Genomic DNA, 21244 nt, shown 5'->3' with positions numbered 1-21244 from the left:
CTGCTCGTTTTAAAATGTTGGGCGTTGCCGGCCTTGTTTGTATCTTTGCGGTTTTATTCACATCGTGTGCAACGCATTCGAAACTGGGATGCCCGATGAAGATCTCTAAATCGGCTCCCGCGCAAAAAGCGAAGGAGTGTTAAATGAATTGGATCACGCTGGATAGCGAATCGCAACTGGAAGAAATCAGGACAGTATCGGCACAAGAGCCCGTTGTTATTTTTAAGCACAGTACCCGCTGTGCTGTCAGCGCTATGGTAAAGGCACGCCTTGAGCGTGACGGCGCCCCGCAGGGACTAAACTTCTATTATCTCGATCTGATCAGGCATCGTTCCATCTCCAACAGGATTGCTGATGAGTACGCGGTTGAGCATGAATCGCCGCAGGTATTGCTTATCCGTAATGGAGCATGTGTGTACGATCAAAGCCACAGCGGCATTTCAATGGATGAACTGAGAGAACAGCTATTAGCTGTTGGCTCCTGATTGTCAGCTGCTAGCTATTAGCTACCAGCTGCCAGCTCGCATTAAAGCAAATGTCAACAGCTAACAGCCAATAGCTAACGGCTAATTACACCTACTGCCCCAAGTACTTCTTTGCCAAGCGGAGATACTGCCGGGCCGAAATAGTGTGTCAGCATCCCGTCACTGTTTACCAGGTATTTGCTGAAATTCCATTCAGGCTGCTGGTGATTCCAGCCATTAAGACCCGGGTCTGTAAGCCAGCGGAAGATGTTGTTCTGCTGCGGACCTTTCAATACACTGCTCTTGGCTGCCAGCGTAAAGGTGACCCCAAAGTTCAGCTGGCAGAAACGGGCAATATCTGCATCATCTCCTTTTTCCTGTTCCTTAAAATCATTTGCCGGAAACCCGATGATCACCAGTTGGGGAAAGCGTTCGTGGAGCTCCTGCAGCTCGGCATACTGCGCCGTATAGCCGCAATCAGAGGCGGTGTTCACCAGCAGGAGGTGCCTGCCGCTGAATTGACTCATGGGTATCATATCGCCTTTATTGCTCACCATGGTGAGGGTGGAAAAGGCCACCCGCGGCTTTTGTTCCTGCCTGTTTTGCAGTATGCGGCCCTTTTTGCCTAATGTGCGCGCAAAGCGCATGATCAACGGATAGAACTTTTGTAGAAAAGATTGTCTGCCTGTCATAAGTCAAATTTCCTAAGTTTGCACTACATATACAAAATAATGAAGCATCGTATAGTAGTGGCTGTTACTGGCGCCAGCGGTTCCATATATGCCCGGCAACTGCTGGGCAAGCTGCAGGCAGCGGCCGTACAGATTGACACCGTGGCCGTGGTGATGACAGAGAACGCCAAAACGGTGTGGGAAACAGAGCTGGAAGACAGGAGCTATGAGCAGCTGCCTTTCCGCTTCTACAGCCAGCAGGATTTCCATGCACCTTTTGCCAGCGGCTCCGGCCAGTTCAACACCATGATCATTTGTCCCTGCTCTATGGGAACCCTGGGCCGCATTGCTACCGGTGTTTCAAACGACCTGATCACCCGCGCCGCCGATGTGGTGCTGAAAGAACGCCGCAAACTGATCTGCGTAGTAAGGGAAACGCCCTACAACCTGATGCACCTGCGCAATATGCTTACCCTTACGGAAGCCGGTGGTATCATCTGCCCGGCAACTCCTTCTTTTTACAGCAAGCCCGCCAGCCTGGAGGCGGTAGCAGCCACCGTAACAGATCGGGTACTGGACCTGGCGGGAATTGAACAGGATACGTACCGTTGGGGGGACCAGATAGTTTAATAGTAACTTATAATATGCATATCGTCATTATAAACGGACCTAATCTCAACCTGCTGGGTAAACGCGAGCCAGGTATCTATGGCAGTGAATCATTTGAAGATTATTTCGCCGCACTGCAAAAGCAATTTCCCGCAGTTCAGTTCACCTATTTCCAAAGCAACGTGGAAGGAGAGATCATCAATCAGCTGCATGAGCAGGGCTTTTCAGCAGATGGTATCCTGTTGAATGCAGGTGGCTACACCCATACCTCCGTTGCTATCCGCGATGCCATCGCCGCCATTAAAACCCCCGTGATAGAAATACACATCAGTAACGTATATGCCCGCGAGGAGTTCAGGCACACTTCCCTGATCGCCCCCAAATGTGCAGGCAGCATTTGTGGCCTGGGTATGAAAGGGTATGCTTTAGGGGTGCAGTACTTTCTGGGCGGCAATGGGAGTGGTGTGGGGTTAATTGGTAGGGACAAATGAATAATTAATAATTAGCAATTGCTGAAGAACCCCTATAAAGTGCTAAGACCGTATTGGTGCCGGCATTATTAATTATTAATTATTCATTCGGTATTAATTCTCAGCAGGCTTCTGCTGTAGCTTTTTCGTCTTTAAACGCCTCCCTGGCTTTGAGGCCCAGCAGTTCGAACATCATGTGGTCCTGTTCAAAGGAGGGGTTGTCTGTGGTCAGCAGCTTTTCACCGGTAAAGATGGAGTTGGCGCCGGCCATAAAGCACATGGCTTGTTCGGAGATGCTCATTTCCGCACGTCCGGCGCTGAGGCGTACCATAGCGCCCGGCATCAGTATGCGGGTGGTGGCGATCATGCGTACCATATCCCAGAATTCAACCTTGGGCATATGCTCCAGGGGGGTGCCTTTTACGCGGGTCAGGGCGTTGATGGGCACAGAATCAGGGTGTTTAGGCAGGGTAGAGAGGGTGTGCAGCATCTTGATGCGGTCTTCATGGCTTTCACCCAGGCCTACGATACCGCCGCAGCATACGCTTACGCCTGCCTTACGTACGTTATCCAGCGTTTTCAGGCGGTCGTCATAGGTGCGGGTGGTAATGATCTCACCGTAATATTCGTCGGAAGTATCCAGGTTGTGGTTATAGGCATATAACCCGGCATCTGCCAGCTTTTTAGCCTGGTCTTCCGTCAGCATGCCCAGTGTGCAGCATACTTCCATTCCCAGCTCGTTCACACCTTTTACCATGTCCAGTACACGGTCAAAGTCGCGGTTATCCCGCACTTCACGCCAGGCGGCGCCCATACAGAAGCGGGTAGAACCGGCTTCGCGGGCTTTGCGGGCATAATCCAGCACTTCGTCCTTTTTCATCAGGCCGTGCACTTTGATGTCGGTATGGTAGCGGGCGGCCTGAGGGCAATATGCGCAATCCTCAGAACAGCCGCCGGTTTTGATAGACAGCAGGGTACAAACCTGTACTTCTGCAGTTGCCTGGTATTGGCGGTGGATGGTAGCTGCACGGTACATCAGTTCCAGCAGCGGTGTATTATAAATTGCCTTTATTTCTTCAATGGTCCAGTCATGACGGATCTGCACATCTTGCATAATGGTAATATTTAATAGGAAGCAAACCTACAAGTTTATATTTCAAATCCCAAATTCCAGGTTCCAAAATCCAGATTCCAAAATCCAGATTCCAGATTCCAAATTCGGAGGACCGGGTTCCAGATTCCGGGTCCAGGCTGTTCATCTTCCCTCCTTTGAAGTTCAGATTTTGGAATCTGGATTATGGAACTTGACGTTCTACAAGTATTGGAAGTTTGTTTTAGGAGTGATATTCAGTAATGTATGATAGATCAGGGAAATGGTATTTTCAATATCGTCCCTTTTCACCATTTCCACGGTGGTGTGCATATAGCGCAGCGGGAGGCTGATAAGGGCGGATGGTGTACCGCCGGCAGTATAGGCAAAGGCATCGGTATCGGTGCCGGTGCTGCGGCTTACGGCGTGGCGCTGGAAGGGAATGTCCTGCTTTTTGGCCGTTTTGATGATCAGGTCACGCAGGATGTTGTGCACGGCAGGACCATAAGTGATGCTGGGGCCGTTGCCACAGCGGATCTCGCCTTCCACGTTCTTGTTGATCATGGGTGTGGTAGAGTCGTGTGTTACGTCTGTAATGATGGCCACGTTGGCGTTAATGCGCTTGGCAATCATTTCTGCGCCCCTTAAACCTACTTCTTCCTGTACGGCGTTCACAATGTACAGGCCAAAAGGCAGCTCCTGCTTGTTCTCTTTCAGCATACGGGCCACTTCCGCGATCATAAAGCCGCCGATGCGGTTGTCTATGGCGCGGCATACAAAATAATCATAGTTCAGTTCTTCAAAGCCGTCTTCAAAGGTAATCACGCAGCCTACATGAATGCCCAGGTCTTCTACTTCTTTCCTGGAGCGGGCCCCGCAATCCAGGAAGATATTGTCTACTTTGGGCTGTGGCTCCTTGCCGTCCGGGTTACGGTTACGGGTATGGATGGCCGGCCAGCCGAACACTGCTTTTACAATACCTTTTTCTGTATGTATGTTCACCCTTTTGGAAGGGGCTATCTGCTGATCAGAGCCGCCGTTGCGGATCACATAGATCAAACCTTCCGGCGAGATATAGTTCACAAACCAGGATATTTCGTCGGCATGTGCCTCTATCACCACTTTAAAGGGTGCTTTCGGGTTGATAATGCCTACTACAGAGCCATAAGGATCCACGATATGCTCGTCAATATAAGGCTTCAGGTATTCCAGCCACAGTTTCTGCCCTTCCTTTTCAAACCCCGTGGGAGAGGGATTGTTCAGGTATGTTTTCAGAAAAGCCAGTGATTCTTTCGTCAGTATGGATTTTTGCTTTTTAGCCATGATCAACGGATTATTATCAGGCAAAAATAGGAAAAGTTCAACGTTTCAAGTTTGAAGTTTGAGGTTTGAAGTTCGTTGAAGGTTACAGGTTCGTGATGTGTGGCGGGACACTAATTAAGCCTCCAACATCTAACGAACCTCAAACTTCAAACTGAGCATCAGGTGTAGTAAGGCTGACAACATCATGAGCCCGTCGAGTACGAAATAGTACATATAGTCGGACCGGTTATAGCGGGCATTGCGTGTAAGCAGGGCAGTGATGATGACGGGAACCAGCAGGGTGGCCACTACCGGGAGGGAGCTGTGCGGCAGAAGTAGCAGCGCTGTGGCTGCGGCCAGCACCAGGGAAAAGTAGTAGATACGGAACAGCTGGTTGGCAGGCAGCCAGGTAATCAGGCTGCGGATGCCTTGTTGTTTGTCTGATTCCACGTCGCGGTAATCAAAGAGAATGCAGATGGCGTAGATCAGGAAGAAGCGGTGCAGGCAAAAATAGATGGCTGCCGGTGTAATGGGCGAGCAGGAGATCAGTACCGGTAATACGGAGGTGACGTACATCCACACAAAGGTGAGGAACACGGTTTTGCCAATGGCGATCTTTCTCAGCCACACAAAGGCTTTCTGCGGCAGTTTGGGCGCTGAGTACAGGAAGGTGAGCACAGCGCCGCCGCTCAGGGGCAGCCAGTGGTGTTTCAACGACCAGGCAAAATACAGCGCGCCTATAGCGCCAATGGCGCAGAGTGCCAGCTGCAGCGTTTTATGCCGGGCGCCCCAGAGGATGCGCTCTGAGGTGGAATAATCTGCCGGTGTAAGGTACCAGTGAAAATTATAGCTGCAGATGGTGGAAAAGAAAGCAAAAGCATAGTAATTAAAATAGTCAGCATAGGATTGACAGTCCCATTGCAGTCCAAGGACCCTGTCTGTCTGCCAGATCATCAGAAAGGCACACAGGGCGATATAGACGGAACTGAAGATGAAGAAGTTAAAAAATGCTCGCATAGTGCATTACAAAGGTATATTACCGTGTTTTTTCCTGGGCATATTTATCACTTTATTCTCGAGCATCTTAAAACCTTTGATGAGCTTTATGCGGGTCTGATCAGGCATGATCACTTCGTCAATATATCCTTTTTCTGCTGCCAGGTATGGGTTGGCAAACCGTTCAGTATATTCTGCCACCAGTTCATTCATACGCGCCTCCGGATCGGGGGCGGTCTCTATTTCTTTTTTGAAGATGATCTCTACGGCGCCTTTCGGGCCCATTACGGCTATCTCCGCCTGCGGGAATGCGAAGTTCAGGTCGGCCCCGATGTGTTTGGAATTCATAACGCAGTAAGCGCCACCGTAAGCCTTACGGGTGGTTACCGTGATCTTGGGTACGGTAGCCTCGCTCAGGGCATACAGCAGTTTGGCTCCGTTGGTGATGATGGCGTTCCACTCCTGGTCTGTACCGGGTAAAAAACCCGGTACGTCTACCAGCACCAGCAAAGGAATATTGAAAGCATCGCAGAAGCGGGTAAAACGGGCGCCTTTAACGGAGGCGTGTATATCCAGTACGCCGGCCAGGTGTGCGGGCTGGTTGGCTACAATACCAATGCTGCGGCCGGCAATGAGGGCAAACCCTACAATGATGTTCTCTGCAAAATCCTTGTGTACCTCAAAGAAGCTCCCGGCATCCACGATCTGTTCGATCACTTCCTTCATATCATACGGCTGGTTGGGATGCAGGGGGATGATCGTGTTCAGCGGCTCGCGTTGCTCATTGACGGGCTCATAGGGATATACCGGCGCATTTTCTTCACAGTTTTGCGGTATATAAGTGAGCAGCCGTTTAATGTATTGAATACATTCTACTTCGTTGGCGCAGGCAAAATGGGTTACCCCGCTCTTGCTGGCATGGGTCTGGGCGCCACCCAGCTCCTCTGCCGTTACTTCTTCATGGGTAACGGTCTTTACCACGTTGGGCCCTGTAACGAACATATAGGAGGTTTGCTCAACCATCAGGATGAAGTCTGTAATGGCGGGGGAGTACACTGCCCCGCCGGCGCAGGGCCCCATAATGGCAGACAGTTGCGGTATCACACCGGATGCGCGGGTGTTGCGGTAAAAGATGTCGGCATAACCGCCCAGGCTTACCACCCCTTCCTGGATGCGGGCGCCTCCGCTGTCGTTCAGCCCTATCAAAGGTGCGCCATTCTCCATGGCAAGGTCCATGATCTTGCAGATCTTGCGGGCATGCGGTTCAGAAAGGCTGCCGCCGTATACAGTAAAGTCCTGTGAGAACACATATACCAGGCGGCCATGGATCGTGCCATAACCGGTAACCACCCCATCGCCCAGGAACTGTTCCTGGTCAGTGGTCAGGCCGCGGTTGCGGTTGGCCACCAGCATGTCCAGCTCTTCGAAAGAGCCTTCATCCATCAGCAGCTGCAGTCTTTCGCGGGCAGTGAGCTTGCCTTTCTTATGCTGGGAGGCAATACGGGCAGTTCCGCCGCCCAGGGCTGCTTCCTTTATCTTATCCTGAAGTTGTTCGATCTTATCCATGTGTATAAATGAGGGGTAAAGCTAAAAAATAAAAGGATTCCTGTAAAAAAGGAATCCTTTCACAAACTAAGTTATTTATTCCGTAATTATTTGACGATACCCAATTTAGGAGTCAGGATGGTGTCGCTGCTGTTGCCTGCTTCATCCACTACAAAAACCTTCAGGCGCAGGCTGTCTGGCTGGGTGGTGCTGTTATAGATCTTAAAGTCGGTCCCTACCATATTATAGATCAGCTCTGCATCTATCTTGCCACCTCTGTGCGTGCCGATATCCGGCATGCGGCGGAACTGGAAAACCGTATCTGTGGCGGTAGCAGGGTCGCTGTCAATGATAGGAAGGAAGTAGAAGAGGTTTTCAAGGTCGCCGTCCCCGTCTTTTATCTGGAAGGTCACATCAAAGTTGTCTACCAGGCTGTCAAGAATATATGGGATGGAATAGGACTTGAAGCTGATCTGCGGTTTGGTACCAAGGTTATCATCCTTTGAGCAGGCGGTAGCCAGTACCAGGGCGGCCACCGCAAACAGTGGAAGTATTTTCTTCATAAAACAAACCTACGTTAATTATTTTATATTAATAAACGCGTTTAGGGTGCCATTTGTTACCCGGGCGGTCGTAACTTTGTGCCGTTTTTAAAAATGATCATGAACGGCGTGTCCCCGGAACGTATTTTTACCCTGCAGGGGCCGGATATTGAACCGGCGGCCCTTGACCTTTTCCGTTATCAGTACCGGCATAACGCCCTGTACCAGGCCTATACCGATGCCCTGCACATCCGGCCGGAAACGGTGAATGGCCTTACCGATATTCCTTTTCTGCCTATACAGTTCTTTAAAACGCATGCCGTTACCACCGGCAGCTTTGAGCCGGAGCTGATATTTGAAAGCAGCGGCACCACACAAACGGTGAACAGCCGCCACCTGGTAAAAGAGGCGGCGCTGTATGAGCGTAGCTTTATCACTGCCTTTGAACGGTTTTACGGCCCTGTAAGCGATTATGTGGTGGTAGGATTGCTGCCTTCCTACCTGGAACGGCAGCATTCATCGCTGGTGGTCATGGTGCAGGAAATGATCCGCCGCAGCGGGCATGCGGGCAGCGGCTTTTACCTGTACGAACATGAAAAGCTGTATGCACAGCTGCAGGAAATGGAAGCCCGCGGGCAAAAGGCCCTGCTCATCGGCGTTACCTTCGGTTTGCTCGATTTTGCGGAGAAATACAGCCTCTCCCTGAAACATACCATCGTTATGGAAACCGGCGGCATGAAAGGCCGCAGGGAAGAATGGACCCGCTCACAGGTGCATGCCTTTTTACAGGAGCGGCTGGGGGTAGCGGCCGTACATGCAGAATATGGTATGACAGAGTTATTGTCGCAGGCCTATTCCTATGGCGAGGGCATCTTCAACACACCTCCCTGGATGAAGGTGCTGCTGCGCGATGAAAATGATCCTTTCCAGCTGTTCACTGGCAAATCGTCCGGTGTGATCAATGTAATAGACCTGGCCAACGTATATTCCTGCGCGTTCATTGCCACGGAAGATATTGGCAGGCTGCATGCCGACGGCAGTTTTGAAGTACTGGGGCGTTTGGATAATTCAGCGCTGCGGGGATGCAGCCTGATGGTGAGTTAAAGGCAGGCTGTTAACAACCAGCACTTTTACGGCTTCGTTGCTCATGGCTGCCAGCAGGAGTTGGCGGTTCCCGGCTTTCAGCAAGGTCATATCACGTACAGCCCCGCGGATACGAATGCCGCTTTGCTGCGCTGTCAGCGCGCTGAAATGGCCCTTGCCATCACCCTTCAGCAGTGTGCCATAGCTGGCGTCATAAATGCCTGCTTCGGGCTTGCTCTGGTAGAAATTGCCACCCATTAGAATATCAGTTTTACCATCGCCGTCATAGTCTGCCACCACCATGCCATACATGGGTGAGAACTGGGCCGCCGCCGGTAATGGCTCCATGGTAAAGCCGCCTTTCCGGTTGTTGATCAATACGGCGCTCTGCAGAGTGTATGCTTCCATCTTCACGGCCCTGTTTAGCTCCGCAGGCGTGAAAATATCTTCTATGCGCTGCTGTTTGTACTGTTCATACTGCAGGTATTTCTTTTTGAGGTGAGGTATTACGCTGATAAGGTCATGACGCAATACCAGGGGATAGGCCGTGTCTTTATTGTAGCAGGTAAGGATCTGCTTTACGGCGCCGCTGTTGTCAAAATCTGCTGTGTACATGCATACCGGCCTGGCGGCAGTGGCTTTGAAGCGGGAGTTCAGGCCATGGTTGGCGGCAACAATATCAGGGTAGCCGTCGCCGTTAACATCCGCTATAGCAAGCCGGTTCCACCAGCCCTTGCTTTTTTCCAGGCCTGCGCCGGTAGTGATTTCTTCCAGGCGCCCGCCCTGGTTATGAAAAATGCGCACCGGCATATACTCCCCGCATAATACCAGGTCAGGTTTGGCATCATTATCAATGTCTGTCCAGGCAGCATCTGTCATCATACCTGTTTTCAGGAGGCTGGGTGCGGCGGTGGATGTCTGGTCAGTGAACACGCCTTTGCCATTGTTGTTCAGCAGGTATCCGTTGCAGGGATAACCGTATTGGTGCGGTATTAACCGTACGCCTACAAAAAGGTCCAGGTCACCATCTCCGTCATAGTCTGCTGCGCGCACACAGCTGCTGCTTTCGAAAATACCGGAGGGCAGCGCCCGTGCAGCTTTGCTGAACAGGCCTTTGCCATCATTGATATACAAACGGTCTGTTAATGCAGCAGCGCCGGGCGCAAATTCATTACCGCCGCTGCATACATAGAGGTCGGCATCACCGTCGCCATCAGCATCAAAAAACAGGGCGTCTGTATCTTCACTCACTTTATCCTTTTCCAGCAAGGCTTCGTTGGTCCGCCTAAAATGACCATTGGCGCCTTGCACATATAAAGCGCCTGCCTGGTCTTTGGCGCCGCAGATGAAGATGTCTTCCAGGCCATCTTTGTTTACATCGCCTTTGGCTATACGCGGACCAGCGGTAGAGAGCATATGGTAAATAAGGCGGTCCCTGTCAAAGTCTGCAAACTCGTTTTCATGGTGTATAAAATCAATGCCGTAGTTGTTATTGCCGGCTGTGAAGAGGGTAGCTGCAGGTGTAACGGTGGTATGATGAGCGGGCAGCGCTTCGCTTTGTTTTACGGTGATATGCGTGTTAAGAGATGGCCGGTGGATAATGTTCGCTTTCCCGTCAGGCCATTTCACTACAACGGAGTCTATACCGGTGGTGCGGCCCAGGCCGAAGTTGAGGCGGTGATCTACTGTAGACTGGAACCCGCGCATGGGCATTTGCTCCTGGCAGGCAATGGTATTGTTATAGTACACGGTCACGTTGGCGCCGATGCCGAAACGGTTATTACCCTGTCCGTCAAGGCTTACTTTGAGGAACGCATGCCCGGGGTATTGCTGCATGGTTTCATTCCGGTATATAAAGCAGGGCATGTTCACATTGTTCACTACCAGGTCTAGATCACCGTCATTGTCCAGGTCTGCATAGGCGGCGCCATTGCTGAATCCCGGTTGGTCCAGCCCCCATTCGGCCGCTTTGTTGGTGAAGGTAAGATCGCCGTTGTTGCAGAAGGCGTAGCTGGCAACCGGGCGGGAGGGAATCAGGTCTATCAGTTTCTTGAAATTGGCTTTACCTGCCACTATCTCCTTGAAGAAGGTTTCGTTGGAGATGTATTGTATGTAATCTTCGTTGGTAAGGTCCTGGTAAATGCCGTTAGCCACAAAGATATCTTTTCTGCCGTCGTTATCAAGATCGGCGATGAGCGCACCCCAGCTCCAGTCTGTAGCGGCTACGCCTGCAAAGCGGCCTATTTCGCTGAATGTGTTGTTGCCGTTGTTCAGCTGCAGGGTATTGCGGGTAAACTGGTGATAATAATCGTAACGCAGGTTCAGCTGGTATTTATCCCAGTTCTCGAAGGTGGTGTTGGTTTTAAGCCGTGCGTTGTCTTCGGGCAGCATTTCCGTTACAAATACCTCCGGTGCGCCGTCGTTGTTAATGTCTGCCATATCAGCGCCCATGGAGGAACTGCTGATGCTGTACATCTGGTCTTCCAGGCATTCTTTAAAAGTGCCGTTGTGCTGGTTGATGTACAGGTAATCGCGTTCAAAAAAATCATTGCATACGTAGATGTCCTGCCAGCCATCATTATCCACGTCGCCAACGGTAACGCCTAGGCCAAAGCCAATGGCGCTGCCATAGATGCCTGCTGCTTCGCTGATGTCAGTAAAGTGATGGCCGTCGTTACGGAAGAATTTATGGCCACCGACAGAGTCGCGCTTATGTCTTTCATTTTCGTGCAGGTTAAAGCGGCCGATGGGTTTAAAGGAATTATTGAGGAGGAACATATCCAGGTCGCCATCATGGTCATAGTCAAAGAAGGCAGCGTGGGTGGAAAATCCGCGGTCGTTCAGTCCGTATTCACCTGCTTTTTCTGTAAAGGTGCCGTTGCCGTTGTTGATGTACAGTTCATTCTCCCGCTGTTCTCCCTGTACGTCACCACTGTTGCATACATAGATATCCAGCCATCCGTCGCCATTGATATCTGCCATGCTGACGCCGGTAGACCATTTCCCTTTCTTGCGGATACCAGCCTGCCGGGTGATGTCTTCAAACTGCATATTGCCTTTGTTGAGGTAAAGGCGGTTGGGAAGCATGTTGGCGGTGAAGAAGATATCCGGGAGGCCGTCGAGGTTGATATCGCCAATGGCTACACCGCCACCGTTATAGAAATTGCGGTAGGTATAGATATTGAAACGCTCGTCGTAGCGGAGATCGTTGCTGAAATCAATATTGGTGTAGGAGGAGGGAAGCTGTTGGAAGAGGGTCGGCGATGTTTGCCTGGTGGTGCAGGCAGACAGGATAACGGTTAAGGCGAACAAAAAGAGCTTTGCTGCTCCCCGCAATGAGGGGCAGGGAAGACCTTGGGAGGATCCGGACTGACCCTGTGATATGCTGCCTGCATAAATTATTTCGCCTGGCTGTGACATCTTTGTTTCCTTTGATTTCTTCGTTTGCTTCGTGATGATCTGCTCCTATATTGTTCGTATTTAAGATACTTCTTTTTCGGGTAAGGTAGTGCAGTACCGCCTACCTACTTATATTATTAATTTCTAATTTGTACCTTGCTGCTGAAACTAACCTATGAAACCATTATTGTTATTTGTGTGGTTAACCATGTGCGTATCTTCCCTGCAGGCACAGTGGTTAAAAAAGATGACAGATAAGATAAAAGGCCAGCCGGCACAAAGTGCTCCGGCGCAGGCAAAGGAAGATGAAGAAGACGCCGTACCGGCCGACGGGGAGGGAGACCCGCTCAGTATCAGGAAGCCGGCCAGGCAGGATCCTTCCCTGATCATCGGGGGAGACGAAAAAGTCAGGATAGACAGCACTTTTGAGTTTGATGTGGCCGTATACCAGGAAACCGCGGCATTCCAGGGCAACCAGCTGGTAAAAGACGGGGGAGAGGATATTGTGATCTACTACAGCAGTAAGGCGCCACAGTTCAGCATACAGATGACCAGTAAAAGCACTTCGGCCAGGTACCATTATTTTGCTGATTTTCAGAAGGAATCGCAGCTGAGCATTACCGCTATCAACGGGATTGCCAGCGGCGATAAGGAAGTGCTGGACCTGAACAGTATGGAGCCGGTCTTCCCCGGAGAAAGCGGGTATCTGAACCAGCTGCTGCGAACGGGCGCCAAGAAGGTGATTGCAGGCGTGGCCTGTGAAGAATACGTGGCGCAGAATGCAAAGGATGATCCGCGTGTACTGAATACCCATCATGCCTTGATGACGGCGCATGTGTGGATACCCATGGAGCCGCATACCCTGTTCCATGGCTATGGACTGATCCCTGACAAGTACAAGATACTGATCGAGAAAATGCGCATTGAAGGATCCTACGCGCCGGTGGTACTACCCCTGGAAATGGAGCTGGATTATGGTAACGGAGAGCGGGTGATCACTTCCACCACTGAGATCATTATGGGTGAGCCGAGAAAAGTACGGATTGCAGATATTAATAAGTGAATTTGAAGGTTTGAGCGTTTGAAAGTTTGAAAGTGTACCTGTTATGCAAGGCGGCATTCAAACGCTCAAACATTTAGGCTATCAGTCGCGCCTTTTGTAGTAATGATTCCAGGGTGAGTGTTTTTTGGACTACCTGGCGAAGTTCTTCCATATAGGGAAAGCTCTGGTGGTCCATACCAAATTTCTTCAGCAGATAAATGTCGAGTTCTTCGGCAGTTTTATAGTGATCTGCATAATCCCGCAGGAAGAAAAGGAAATGTTGTTGTTCCTTTTCAGTCAGCAGTACCAGTGCCACCTTCTCTTTTAGTACGTTACCGCAATTGAGCCGGAAAATATCCAGCACCTGCTGCATGGTTTTTATATTTATACCGGTGCTGTTGGCCGGTAGCCAGAACAGACAGCAATATTCTACGCAGGCGCCTTCAAAACAGGCCTCTGTCATTTCATCTTCATTATACCAGGTAGTAGCCCAGGTGAGCAGGTCCTTATCGGTGATCTTACCTGCAATGAATGCTTCCAGGTGATGTATAAGGCCTTCACGGGTAGGGGTGGTATCTGCTGCCTGGGAGACCTGCTCGACGATCTCAAAATAGAAAAGCTCGTTGAATTGGGTGGCTGCGGCGATGAGCTGATGGGTGATATTGGCGGGGTCTTCGTTTTCGGGCTCAGGGAGGGGCAGCATCCCCGATGTTTCGGAAATGATCTCCTGCTTTGTTTTGACCCCTTGTAAATAGGCCTTGATGAGGGCAATAAAATAGGTAGCTGTTACGTGGGGCAGCTCATTCTTCATGCGTGTATAGCCTTTTTTTGCTGGGTAAACTTACGTTTTTTTCGCTTGAAACGGCATTATTTACTGGAAGTAGTAGACACTGCCAGGGATATAAGTTGTACTTTTAGTGCATTCTTTTTCATCCCCCCCAACTAACATAGAGAGAGGAATCACAACATTGAAAATTGATGGCCAATGCCATTCTGGGACCATATTGTCGGGGAACTTTGCCGGAGTACACTGAATAAATATTTAACCGTCCTATGAAGTTTTGTAGCAAACCAATCCTGATGAGAAACCGGTTCCGATCGTGCGTGTTGACCGGTACTGTTTTTATTGTTGTTTTACTGGCGTTTGCGGGTCATGCGATAGCCCAGCACATTGTGCTCGCCAATCCCTCGCTGGAGGGCACCTCTGCAGGCGTCAGCAAGGTGCCGCAGGGCTGGATCAAGGTAGCTGGCACACCAGACATATTGCCAGGTGTATATAATATTGGTAATCACGCATCCGCCGGGAAGCATTACGAGGGCCTGCATAGCGGTCCTGCCAAAATGGAGGCCATCGGGCAGCATCTGCCCGATAGTCTTAAAGCCGGGTTGATGTATAAGCTGTCCTTTGATATGGCGTATGTGCTGAAGTACCTGTATGAGAATTGTTATGGCAACCTGGCCATCTTCGGGGGCGATTCGCCCGCTGACTCAACAGAGCTCCTGTGGACCTCCGGCGTATTCACCCACCAGCAATGGAAAAGATATGAAGCGGTATTTACACCGAAGCGCAGTTATAAATATATATCGTTCTGGGCTTATCCAACAGATCCCTGTGTAAAAACAGAGGTAGGTGTGGCGTTGTTGCTTGATAATTTTTCGCCCACTATAGAGCAGGTGGTGAAAGCGGAGACCAGCAGCACACCTTCGTGTAATAACCAGGCTACCGGCACCGCCACTATCCGCTTAACCGGGGCCCGGCAGCCGGTGCGCTACCAATGGACGCCCGGTAACTATACTACCGCTGAAATAAGGGATGTGCCTGCGGGGATCTACCAGGTAACTGCCACGGCTGCAAATGGTATTGTGGTGAAAAAACAGATCACCGTAGGTAATTCTGATCTGGCCGCTGCAGCAAAAGTAAGCACTGCTTCCTGTTATAATGACGACAACAGCCGTATCAGCCTCACCGTGAGCGGTGGAATGCCGCCTTACCGCTATACACTCAACGGGCATCCGTCTGATAGCAATATAATAGAACATGTGAAGCCGGGGGATTACGCATTGATCGTAAGTGATCAGCAGTTATGTGCAGACACCTTTACACTGAAAGTGCAGCCGCCTCCGCCCCTGACCGGGATAGTAACCGTACGGAATGTTGCCTGTGAGGAAGATACCAGCGGTATGTTTGTTGCACGTGTGCAGGGCGGTAAACGGCCGTATTTATATCGGGTTAACGGCGGCAACTGGCAGCCGGACAGTGTTTTCAGGCATTTGAAGGAAGGCGCATATCCCTATGAAGTGAAGGATGCCAATGCATGTTCCATCAGTGGCACTGCCAGGATCTCCATTGACCCTGCCATGACACCGGCGGTGCATCCGGCTGTAACGCCCGCCAGCTGTGGTGGGGCCAGTAATGGAGAATTTGTTTTACATGTCAGCGGTGGCGTACCTCCCTACGAGTTCCGTATGGGTAACGGCAACTGGCAGACAGACAGCGTATTCCGCGATCTGCAGCAGGGCATCTATACTTACGAAATCAGGGGTGAGGCCTCCTGCCACATCAGTGGCGAAGTGAATGTAACGGTGGATCCTGCAAGGGCGCCGGCGGTGAATGTTACTGTAAAGCCGGCCAGCTGCAGTGAAGCGCTGAATGGTCAGCTGATCATAACGGCGGAAAGTGGCAAGCCGCCTTACCGTTACCGCATCAATAGCGGCGCCTGGCAAACTGACCATACTTTTAGCCAGCTGCCGCCCGGTACTTATTATTATGAAGTAGAAGATGCTGCACGATGCGGGGTAAGCGGTTCCATTACCATTACTTCGCCCTTTCAGAACTGCCTGGTGATAATGCCCTCCGCATTCAGTCCGAATCACGACGGGAATAACGATGTGTTCCGGCCCAAGGTATATGACGAAATCCATGATTATCATATCCGCATCTTTAACCGCTGGGGAGCTGTAATCTATGAAGGCAATGACCCCGGCACCGGTTGGGATGGCGTGTACAAGGGTACCCCCCAGGATCCGCAGACTTATATATATGTGGCATCGTATACGGACAGGGATCATGTGCGGCATGATCTGAAAGGGACGGTGACGCTGGTGAGGTAGCAGTTAGTGGGTTGTCATCAATTCCACCAGGTATTGTCCCCATATCTGGGGCATTGAATTGGTTCCATGTCCGGCCGTTTGTTTTGACACGGGTAGCAGTATATATCTGCCATGCGCTACTTTCTTGATCTCCTGTTCCATGATGCCGAGTTCGGGAGGATTGATCTCATCGTCTGCTGAATTGATAGCAAATACCCGGGCTTTAATGGCGCTGAGATGCGGGGCCGGATTATATCCGCGGGAAGCTTCCAGGGCGTAGATCAAGTCATTGGCATCCAGTGAGCGCAGGTTGCCGGCTTTGATCTTTTCAGCGAGGGCATCTGCCTGTTCACGGGTAGGGGCAGCTTCCTGCAGGTGCTGCGGACTGCTGTTCATGAAGAAAAGGGAGGAGGTAGCGCCGGTCAGCCCTATCTGCGGTTGGGTGGTATATTCGCCGTTCTGCCAGGCAGGATCCATTTTAATAAGGTCTATGGCCATTTTGCGCATGATGCGGTTACGGCCTGCAATTTCAACGGGCAGACTGGCCAGTGGCATCAAAGCGTCAGTAAAATCAGGGTAGGTGTAGCCCCATATCCAGGCGTGCATGGCGCCCATGGAGGTACCCAGGATCAGGCGGAGGTGCTGCACATGCAGTTGCCCGGTCAGCAGCTGGTACTGTGCTTTCACCATATCATTATAATTGTATTGCGGAAACTTCATGTGCAGCCCTTCACTGGGGCGGCTGGATCCTCCGTGACCGATATTATCAGGAAGGATGATAAAATAGCTGGCGGCATCCAGCGGCTGCCCCGGGCCAAAGAGCCGGCCTGCAAAGCCGGGGCTTAATAAATTACGGGCGGCAGCGCCGGTGCCATGCAGGATAAGCACTGCATTTTTAATATGTCCCTTACTGTCTTTCTGCGGGGTACCGATGGTGTAGTAGTGCAGCCTTAGCTCGGGCAGCGTTTCACCGCTTTCAAAATGGAAGTCCTTAATAATATAGTTCCCTTCTGCAGATGCAGGATATTGTGACTGGCAGTATGTGGTATGGGAAGTGAGCAGGAACAGCGCAGCAAGTAAAAGTTGAAGCTTCGTCATCAGGTAATTATTAGTCGTCGGTTATCCGTATAAATGTATACAAGATCCGGTTAAATCGCTAACGGCTAATGAAGGAATTTTTTTATGATAGCGTGCAGGTTCTTGAACACAAAGGGTTTGGTTACATAGCCGTCTGCACCTTTCTGCATGGCGAGGTCTATCTCGTCTATTTCGGTTTTGGCGGTGAGCATGATGACGGGTATATTACGGAGCATGTCATCTTTTTTCAGCAGTTCCAGGAGTTCGTAACCGTTGAGGACAGGCATATATATATCGCTGATCACGAGATCGGGGCGGTTTAGTTTTGCCTGTTCCATTCCTTCGGCGCCGTTGGAGGCTACTATTACCTTATAGTGGTTTAGCTCCAGCAGGCTTTTGAGCGTATCAAGCAGGGTAGGTTTATCTTCTATGAGCAGAATGGTTTTATTCATTATGCTGCCGGAATATGATCCGGGTATTTAAATATAATGGTAAAAGTGGTCCCTTTGTTCTCTTTACTTTCAACAAAGATGTTTCCGTTGTTCCTTTCCACGAAGTCTTTCACGATAGATAGTCCAAGGCCGGTACCTTCAATAGCATCCACATTGCTGCCACGGAAGAACGATTGGAACAGGTAGGGCATATCTTTTTCAGGGATGCCAAGGCCATCGTCGGTCACTTTAATGACTACCCTGGTTTTCTGGTAATGAACTTTTACTACGGGGTTGCTGCTGGAATATTTGAAGGCGTTGCTTACCAGGTTGGTGAAGATCTTGGAGAGCTGGTTCCTGTCTGCGTAGATGGGTTGTGGTGTGCCGGACACTTTGAGGTTCAGTACGCGGTCGTCTTTTCTTTCTGAGAAGTACTGGTATTTAATATCCGCAATTACACGTTCTATTTCCACAGCTTGTTTCCGAACTTCTATATTATTGGACACAATGGTGCTGAGGGTGAGGATTTCATCCAGCATCGTATTCAGTTTAAATATCTCTGAAGAGATCTTGGAGATGTTATGTGTGTAGAACTGGTCCAGCAGGTTATCCATCTGCAGTTTGGTCTGCAGCAGCTCCATTGTGGAAGAGATGGCGGTTAGTGGTGTTTTGAACTCATGTGAAGCCATAGAGATAAAATGGGTTTTCATCTCCAGGAGGGATCTTTCTTTTTCCAGGGACTGGATCATTTTCAATGCTTTTGTTTTTCGATCACTGACATCAGTTATTAGGAGAATAGTATACTGTTCGTTGTCCTGTTTAACAGTATTAGTGCTTATTTCCAGCCATAGGGATGCTTTTTTTCCATTAACGGGAAGTTGGCATTCAAAATTGGTGAATTCACCGTTTCCTCCAGTTTTCAAAATATCCGGTAAAATTATTTTAATATCTGAATAAGATAACCCCCTTTTCGTGTTAGTTATTTTTTTAAATAATGATTCGGCAGGCTTGTTGGTGAACAATACCTGTTCTTTTGTGCGGGATATGATGACTACCGGTAATGGTAGTGAAGTCAATAGTACTTGATATGGCATGATAATTGAAAGATGAGCTTTCATGGAGGACATGGTTAATCAGGTCCCGAAAATAGGATAAGAAATCTAACCGTACAAACATACGGTGCAGGAGTAAAGCGAGGGATGCAACGCCAACTTTAAATTACCTGAAATTAGTAAGGTGCCAGCTTTAAAGTCATTGTTACGCAGGGCAATGCGGAACGAGCCTGATATCTACTGCATTATTTGTGATGGTTTTCGTTTATCCACTTAAATCAGTAATATATGTGTTGATTTATCGGCCATTCTCAGCGCAAAAGGGCGGGGAGGGTGTATCAAACGGCGGTAGCATAAACTACTTATTATAGTAAGAGCAACAACGTCGAATTCATGGTATCTTGTGACAAGTTATTCAGTAATTCAATGGATCGTCTCTGAATATAATTTTTTATAATAAGTGAACTAATGTTTAAGGCGAAAAACATTTAACACATAGTTAATACATTTTCAGCCGATTGCAAAAACACCCTTTTTTCGCACTTTATTTGGCGCTATATTTGAATTATATTATTGAAAAACATATTTGAGAAACCATATCAATTGAGCCATATCAATTGTTACCCTTTGTCAACACGATGATCAATATAGGAATCATAGAGGACAACCATTTTCAGCTCAATAACTACAAGGAGTTCCTTGAGGATTTCCAGGAGTGTAAAGTAGTTTTTGCGTGTAAATCGATGGAGGAATTCAAGGCACTGCCCTTTAAGAATCCTGATGTGAAGGTAATATTACTGGATATCTCTTTGCCGGGAGAATCAGGCATCCAGGGTATGCAGGAGCTGAAACAGATCTATCCGGAAGCGAAGATAATTGTGCTTTCCGGGCATGACGGCAAACAGTATGTAATAGAGTCTATCAAGAATGGCGCAAGCGGTTATATTATTAAGACCAGCCGCCTGATGGAGATCTATCATTCCATACTGGATACAGTGAACCAGGGAGGCACCTTGTCTCCCAAGGCAGCTCATCTGCTGATAAGCTACATCAACAAGGATCCGCTCGAGAACATCAAGCACAAATTAACGAAACGCGAGTACGAATTACTGGCCTTGCTGAAGGAAGGATATTCTTACAAAGAGATGGCGGATAAATTGTATGTAACGGTATTTACCATTAATCAGCATCTGAAGAAGATCTATCAGAAACTGAATGTTGCTTCGAAGTCAGAACTGATCTCAAAGATCTGGTCCAACAATCTTTTCAGTTGGTTGCTTATTGGTATTTCTGCCATTCAAACAATTAATGTAACAATTATTTAATGTAAATCAGGCCTGCCAAAACGCACTACTTTAACTAGTAGACGTGTTTATGCATACGGTAGGATTTATACTCTAGTAAGTAGTTGTGTCCGGGTACAGGTTGAACTAATATTGTAGTGCGAACAATGAGCCTGTGCCCCTTTACAAGTATTAAACTTTTAGGCTTAATATTAAACGTGTTAAAATGCTCTTGAGAACGGACTCCAGTTTAAGATTGCTTGTTTTAGGGTTGATTGTTCTAAGTTGTTTAGTAACTTCTTGTGCCACTCAAAAGAATACGCTCTATCTGCAGGATATAAGAGATACAACAGTAACGATAAACGGAAACTTTGAACCACTGATCCAAAAGAATGACGTGCTGCAGATCAATGTTAGCAGTCTCAACCCGGACGATGCCGTAATATATAACGCAGGCAATTCGGTATCTCCTACAAGTGGCGGCGCAAACATGAGTGGCATTGCGCTGGGAGGCTTCCTGGTAGACCAGCAGGGTAATATACAATATCCCATGCTGGGCACCGTTAAAGCAGAAGGGCTGACCAAGAAACAGCTGACAGATAATATTAAAGATCAGCTCGTGCAGCGTAAGCTGCTGGTAGACCCGGTGGTAAGCGCCCGCTTTCTGAACTATAGGGTAACCTTATTGGGAGAAGTAAATAAACCGATGGTGGTGAACGTAACCAATGAAAAGATCTCCATACTGGAGGCGATCGGTATGGCAGGAGATGTTACCATCTACGGCAAGAAAGAGAATGTGCTCCTGATCAGGGATCAGGAAGGTAAACGAGTAATAAAGCGGCTAAACCTGAGCGACCGGAACCTGCTGAACTCTCCCTACTATTATTTACAGTCTAACGACGTTGTATATGTTGAACCTAACAAAGCCAAACAATATACAGGAGAAAAAAGCCGCATGCTGCTACCGGTTATTATCAGTGCCCTTACACTGGGTGTGATCGTCCTTGACAGGCTGATCCTGAATAACTAGGGTGCATGCCCAACCATTAGAAGAGCGGAAACCTATTAGGACCAGACCATATTCATGAAGACCATATC

19 protein-coding genes are annotated in these 21244 nt (G+C 49.2%); 8 read left to right on the top strand and 11 right to left on the bottom strand.

Annotation, left to right across the window (positions count from 1 at the left end; genetic code table 11):
* Positions 1-143 precede the first annotated feature (143 nt).
* Positions 144-485 carry a bacillithiol system redox-active protein YtxJ gene (ytxJ, locus tag Q0577_RS06030; RefSeq protein ID WP_298733720.1) on the top strand — a complete coding sequence of 114 codons (342 nt, stop codon included), beginning with the start codon at positions 144-146 and terminating at the stop codon, positions 483-485.
* 74 nt (positions 486-559) lie between these two features.
* On the opposite strand, the gene Q0577_RS06025 is transcribed toward ytxJ, so the two are convergent.
* On the bottom strand, positions 560-1156 hold the full coding sequence (locus Q0577_RS06025) for a glutathione peroxidase (protein WP_298733718.1): 597 nt from the start codon (positions 1154-1156) through the stop codon (positions 560-562).
* Between the two features lie 39 nt (positions 1157-1195).
* Here Q0577_RS06025 and Q0577_RS06020 point away from each other — a divergent pair, with 39 nt between their 5' ends.
* Positions 1196-1765 carry a UbiX family flavin prenyltransferase gene (locus Q0577_RS06020; RefSeq protein ID WP_298733717.1) on the top strand — a complete coding sequence of 190 codons (570 nt, stop codon included), beginning with the start codon at positions 1196-1198 and terminating at the stop codon, positions 1763-1765.
* A 14-nt stretch (positions 1766-1779) separates the two neighbouring features.
* Positions 1780-2235 (top strand): type II 3-dehydroquinate dehydratase, encoded by a 456-nt coding sequence (gene aroQ / locus Q0577_RS06015; RefSeq protein ID WP_298733715.1) that lies wholly within the window; start codon positions 1780-1782, stop codon positions 2233-2235.
* Positions 2236-2335: 100 nt separating this feature from the next.
* Here aroQ and bioB read toward each other — a convergent pair whose 3' ends face one another.
* From bioB to Q0577_RS05990, 5 genes are all read right to left on the bottom strand, one after another.
* Entirely contained in the window at positions 2336-3328 is a 993-nt protein-coding gene (bioB, locus tag Q0577_RS06010; protein WP_298733713.1) for a biotin synthase BioB, read from the bottom strand.
* Positions 3329-3526: 198 nt separating this feature from the next.
* On the bottom strand, positions 3527-4627 hold the full coding sequence (locus Q0577_RS06005) for a M42 family metallopeptidase (protein ID WP_298733711.1): 1101 nt from the start codon (positions 4625-4627) through the stop codon (positions 3527-3529).
* A 129-nt stretch (positions 4628-4756) separates the two neighbouring features.
* Positions 4757-5623, bottom strand: coding sequence for a UbiA family prenyltransferase (locus tag Q0577_RS06000; RefSeq protein ID WP_298733709.1), 867 nt, complete (start codon positions 5621-5623; stop codon positions 4757-4759).
* Between the two features lie 6 nt (positions 5624-5629).
* A complete protein-coding gene (locus Q0577_RS05995; RefSeq protein ID WP_298733707.1) occupies positions 5630-7168 on the bottom strand; it encodes an acyl-CoA carboxylase subunit beta in 1539 nt (512 codons plus the stop codon).
* 86 nt (positions 7169-7254) lie between these two features.
* Positions 7255-7710, bottom strand: coding sequence for a hypothetical protein (locus tag Q0577_RS05990; protein ID WP_298733705.1), 456 nt, complete (start codon positions 7708-7710; stop codon positions 7255-7257).
* 99 nt (positions 7711-7809) lie between these two features.
* Here Q0577_RS05990 and Q0577_RS05985 point away from each other — a divergent pair, with 99 nt between their 5' ends.
* Positions 7810-8793 carry an acyl transferase gene (locus Q0577_RS05985; RefSeq protein ID WP_298733703.1) on the top strand — a complete coding sequence of 328 codons (984 nt, stop codon included), beginning with the start codon at positions 7810-7812 and terminating at the stop codon, positions 8791-8793.
* Here the strand turns inward: Q0577_RS05985 and Q0577_RS05980 are convergent.
* Positions 8758-12192, bottom strand: coding sequence for a VCBS repeat-containing protein (locus Q0577_RS05980; protein WP_298733702.1), 3435 nt, complete (start codon positions 12190-12192; stop codon positions 8758-8760). The genes Q0577_RS05985 and Q0577_RS05980 overlap by 36 nt on opposite strands.
* A 154-nt stretch (positions 12193-12346) precedes the next feature.
* Between Q0577_RS05980 and Q0577_RS05975 the strand changes: the two genes are divergently transcribed.
* On the top strand, positions 12347-13234 hold the full coding sequence (locus Q0577_RS05975) for a hypothetical protein (RefSeq protein WP_298733701.1): 888 nt from the start codon (positions 12347-12349) through the stop codon (positions 13232-13234).
* Between the two features lie 73 nt (positions 13235-13307).
* Here Q0577_RS05975 and Q0577_RS05970 read toward each other — a convergent pair whose 3' ends face one another.
* Positions 13308-14024 carry a hypothetical protein gene (locus tag Q0577_RS05970; RefSeq protein WP_298733700.1) on the bottom strand — a complete coding sequence of 239 codons (717 nt, stop codon included), beginning with the start codon at positions 14022-14024 and terminating at the stop codon, positions 13308-13310.
* A gap of 269 nt (positions 14025-14293) precedes the next feature.
* On the opposite strand from Q0577_RS05970, the gene Q0577_RS05965 reads away from it, so the two are divergent.
* A complete protein-coding gene (locus Q0577_RS05965; protein WP_298733699.1) occupies positions 14294-16324 on the top strand; it encodes a gliding motility-associated C-terminal domain-containing protein in 2031 nt (676 codons plus the stop codon).
* A 3-nt stretch (positions 16325-16327) separates the two neighbouring features.
* Here Q0577_RS05965 and Q0577_RS05960 read toward each other — a convergent pair whose 3' ends face one another.
* The 3 genes from Q0577_RS05960 to Q0577_RS05950 all read right to left on the bottom strand — a co-directional run bounded on the left by Q0577_RS05960 (position 16328) and on the right by Q0577_RS05950 (position 18560).
* A complete protein-coding gene (locus Q0577_RS05960; RefSeq protein WP_298733698.1) occupies positions 16328-17401 on the bottom strand; it encodes an alpha/beta fold hydrolase in 1074 nt (357 codons plus the stop codon).
* Positions 17402-17466: 65 nt separating this feature from the next.
* A complete protein-coding gene (locus tag Q0577_RS05955) occupies positions 17467-17832 on the bottom strand; it encodes a response regulator (protein WP_298733697.1) in 366 nt (121 codons plus the stop codon).
* The gene (locus Q0577_RS05950; RefSeq protein WP_298733696.1) at positions 17832-18560 is read right to left on the bottom strand and encodes a HAMP domain-containing sensor histidine kinase; all 729 of its coding nucleotides are present in this window, start codon (positions 18558-18560) and stop codon (positions 17832-17834) included. The genes Q0577_RS05955 and Q0577_RS05950 overlap by 1 nt, the downstream gene beginning before the upstream one ends.
* Before the next feature lie 941 nt (positions 18561-19501).
* Between Q0577_RS05950 and Q0577_RS05945 the strand changes: the two genes are divergently transcribed.
* A complete protein-coding gene (locus Q0577_RS05945) occupies positions 19502-20188 on the top strand; it encodes a response regulator transcription factor (RefSeq protein ID WP_298733695.1) in 687 nt (228 codons plus the stop codon).
* 184 nt (positions 20189-20372) lie between these two features.
* Positions 20373-21176: a polysaccharide biosynthesis/export family protein gene (locus Q0577_RS05940; protein ID WP_298733694.1), complete on the top strand. Its 804-nt coding sequence runs from the start codon at positions 20373-20375 to the stop codon at positions 21174-21176.
* Positions 21177-21244 lie beyond the last annotated feature (68 nt).

The sequence above is a fragment of the uncultured Chitinophaga sp. genome (assembly GCF_937898475.1).
GTDB lineage: Bacteria > Bacteroidota > Bacteroidia > Chitinophagales > Chitinophagaceae > Chitinophaga.
This window is presented reverse-complemented; position numbering and strand designations above follow the sequence as displayed.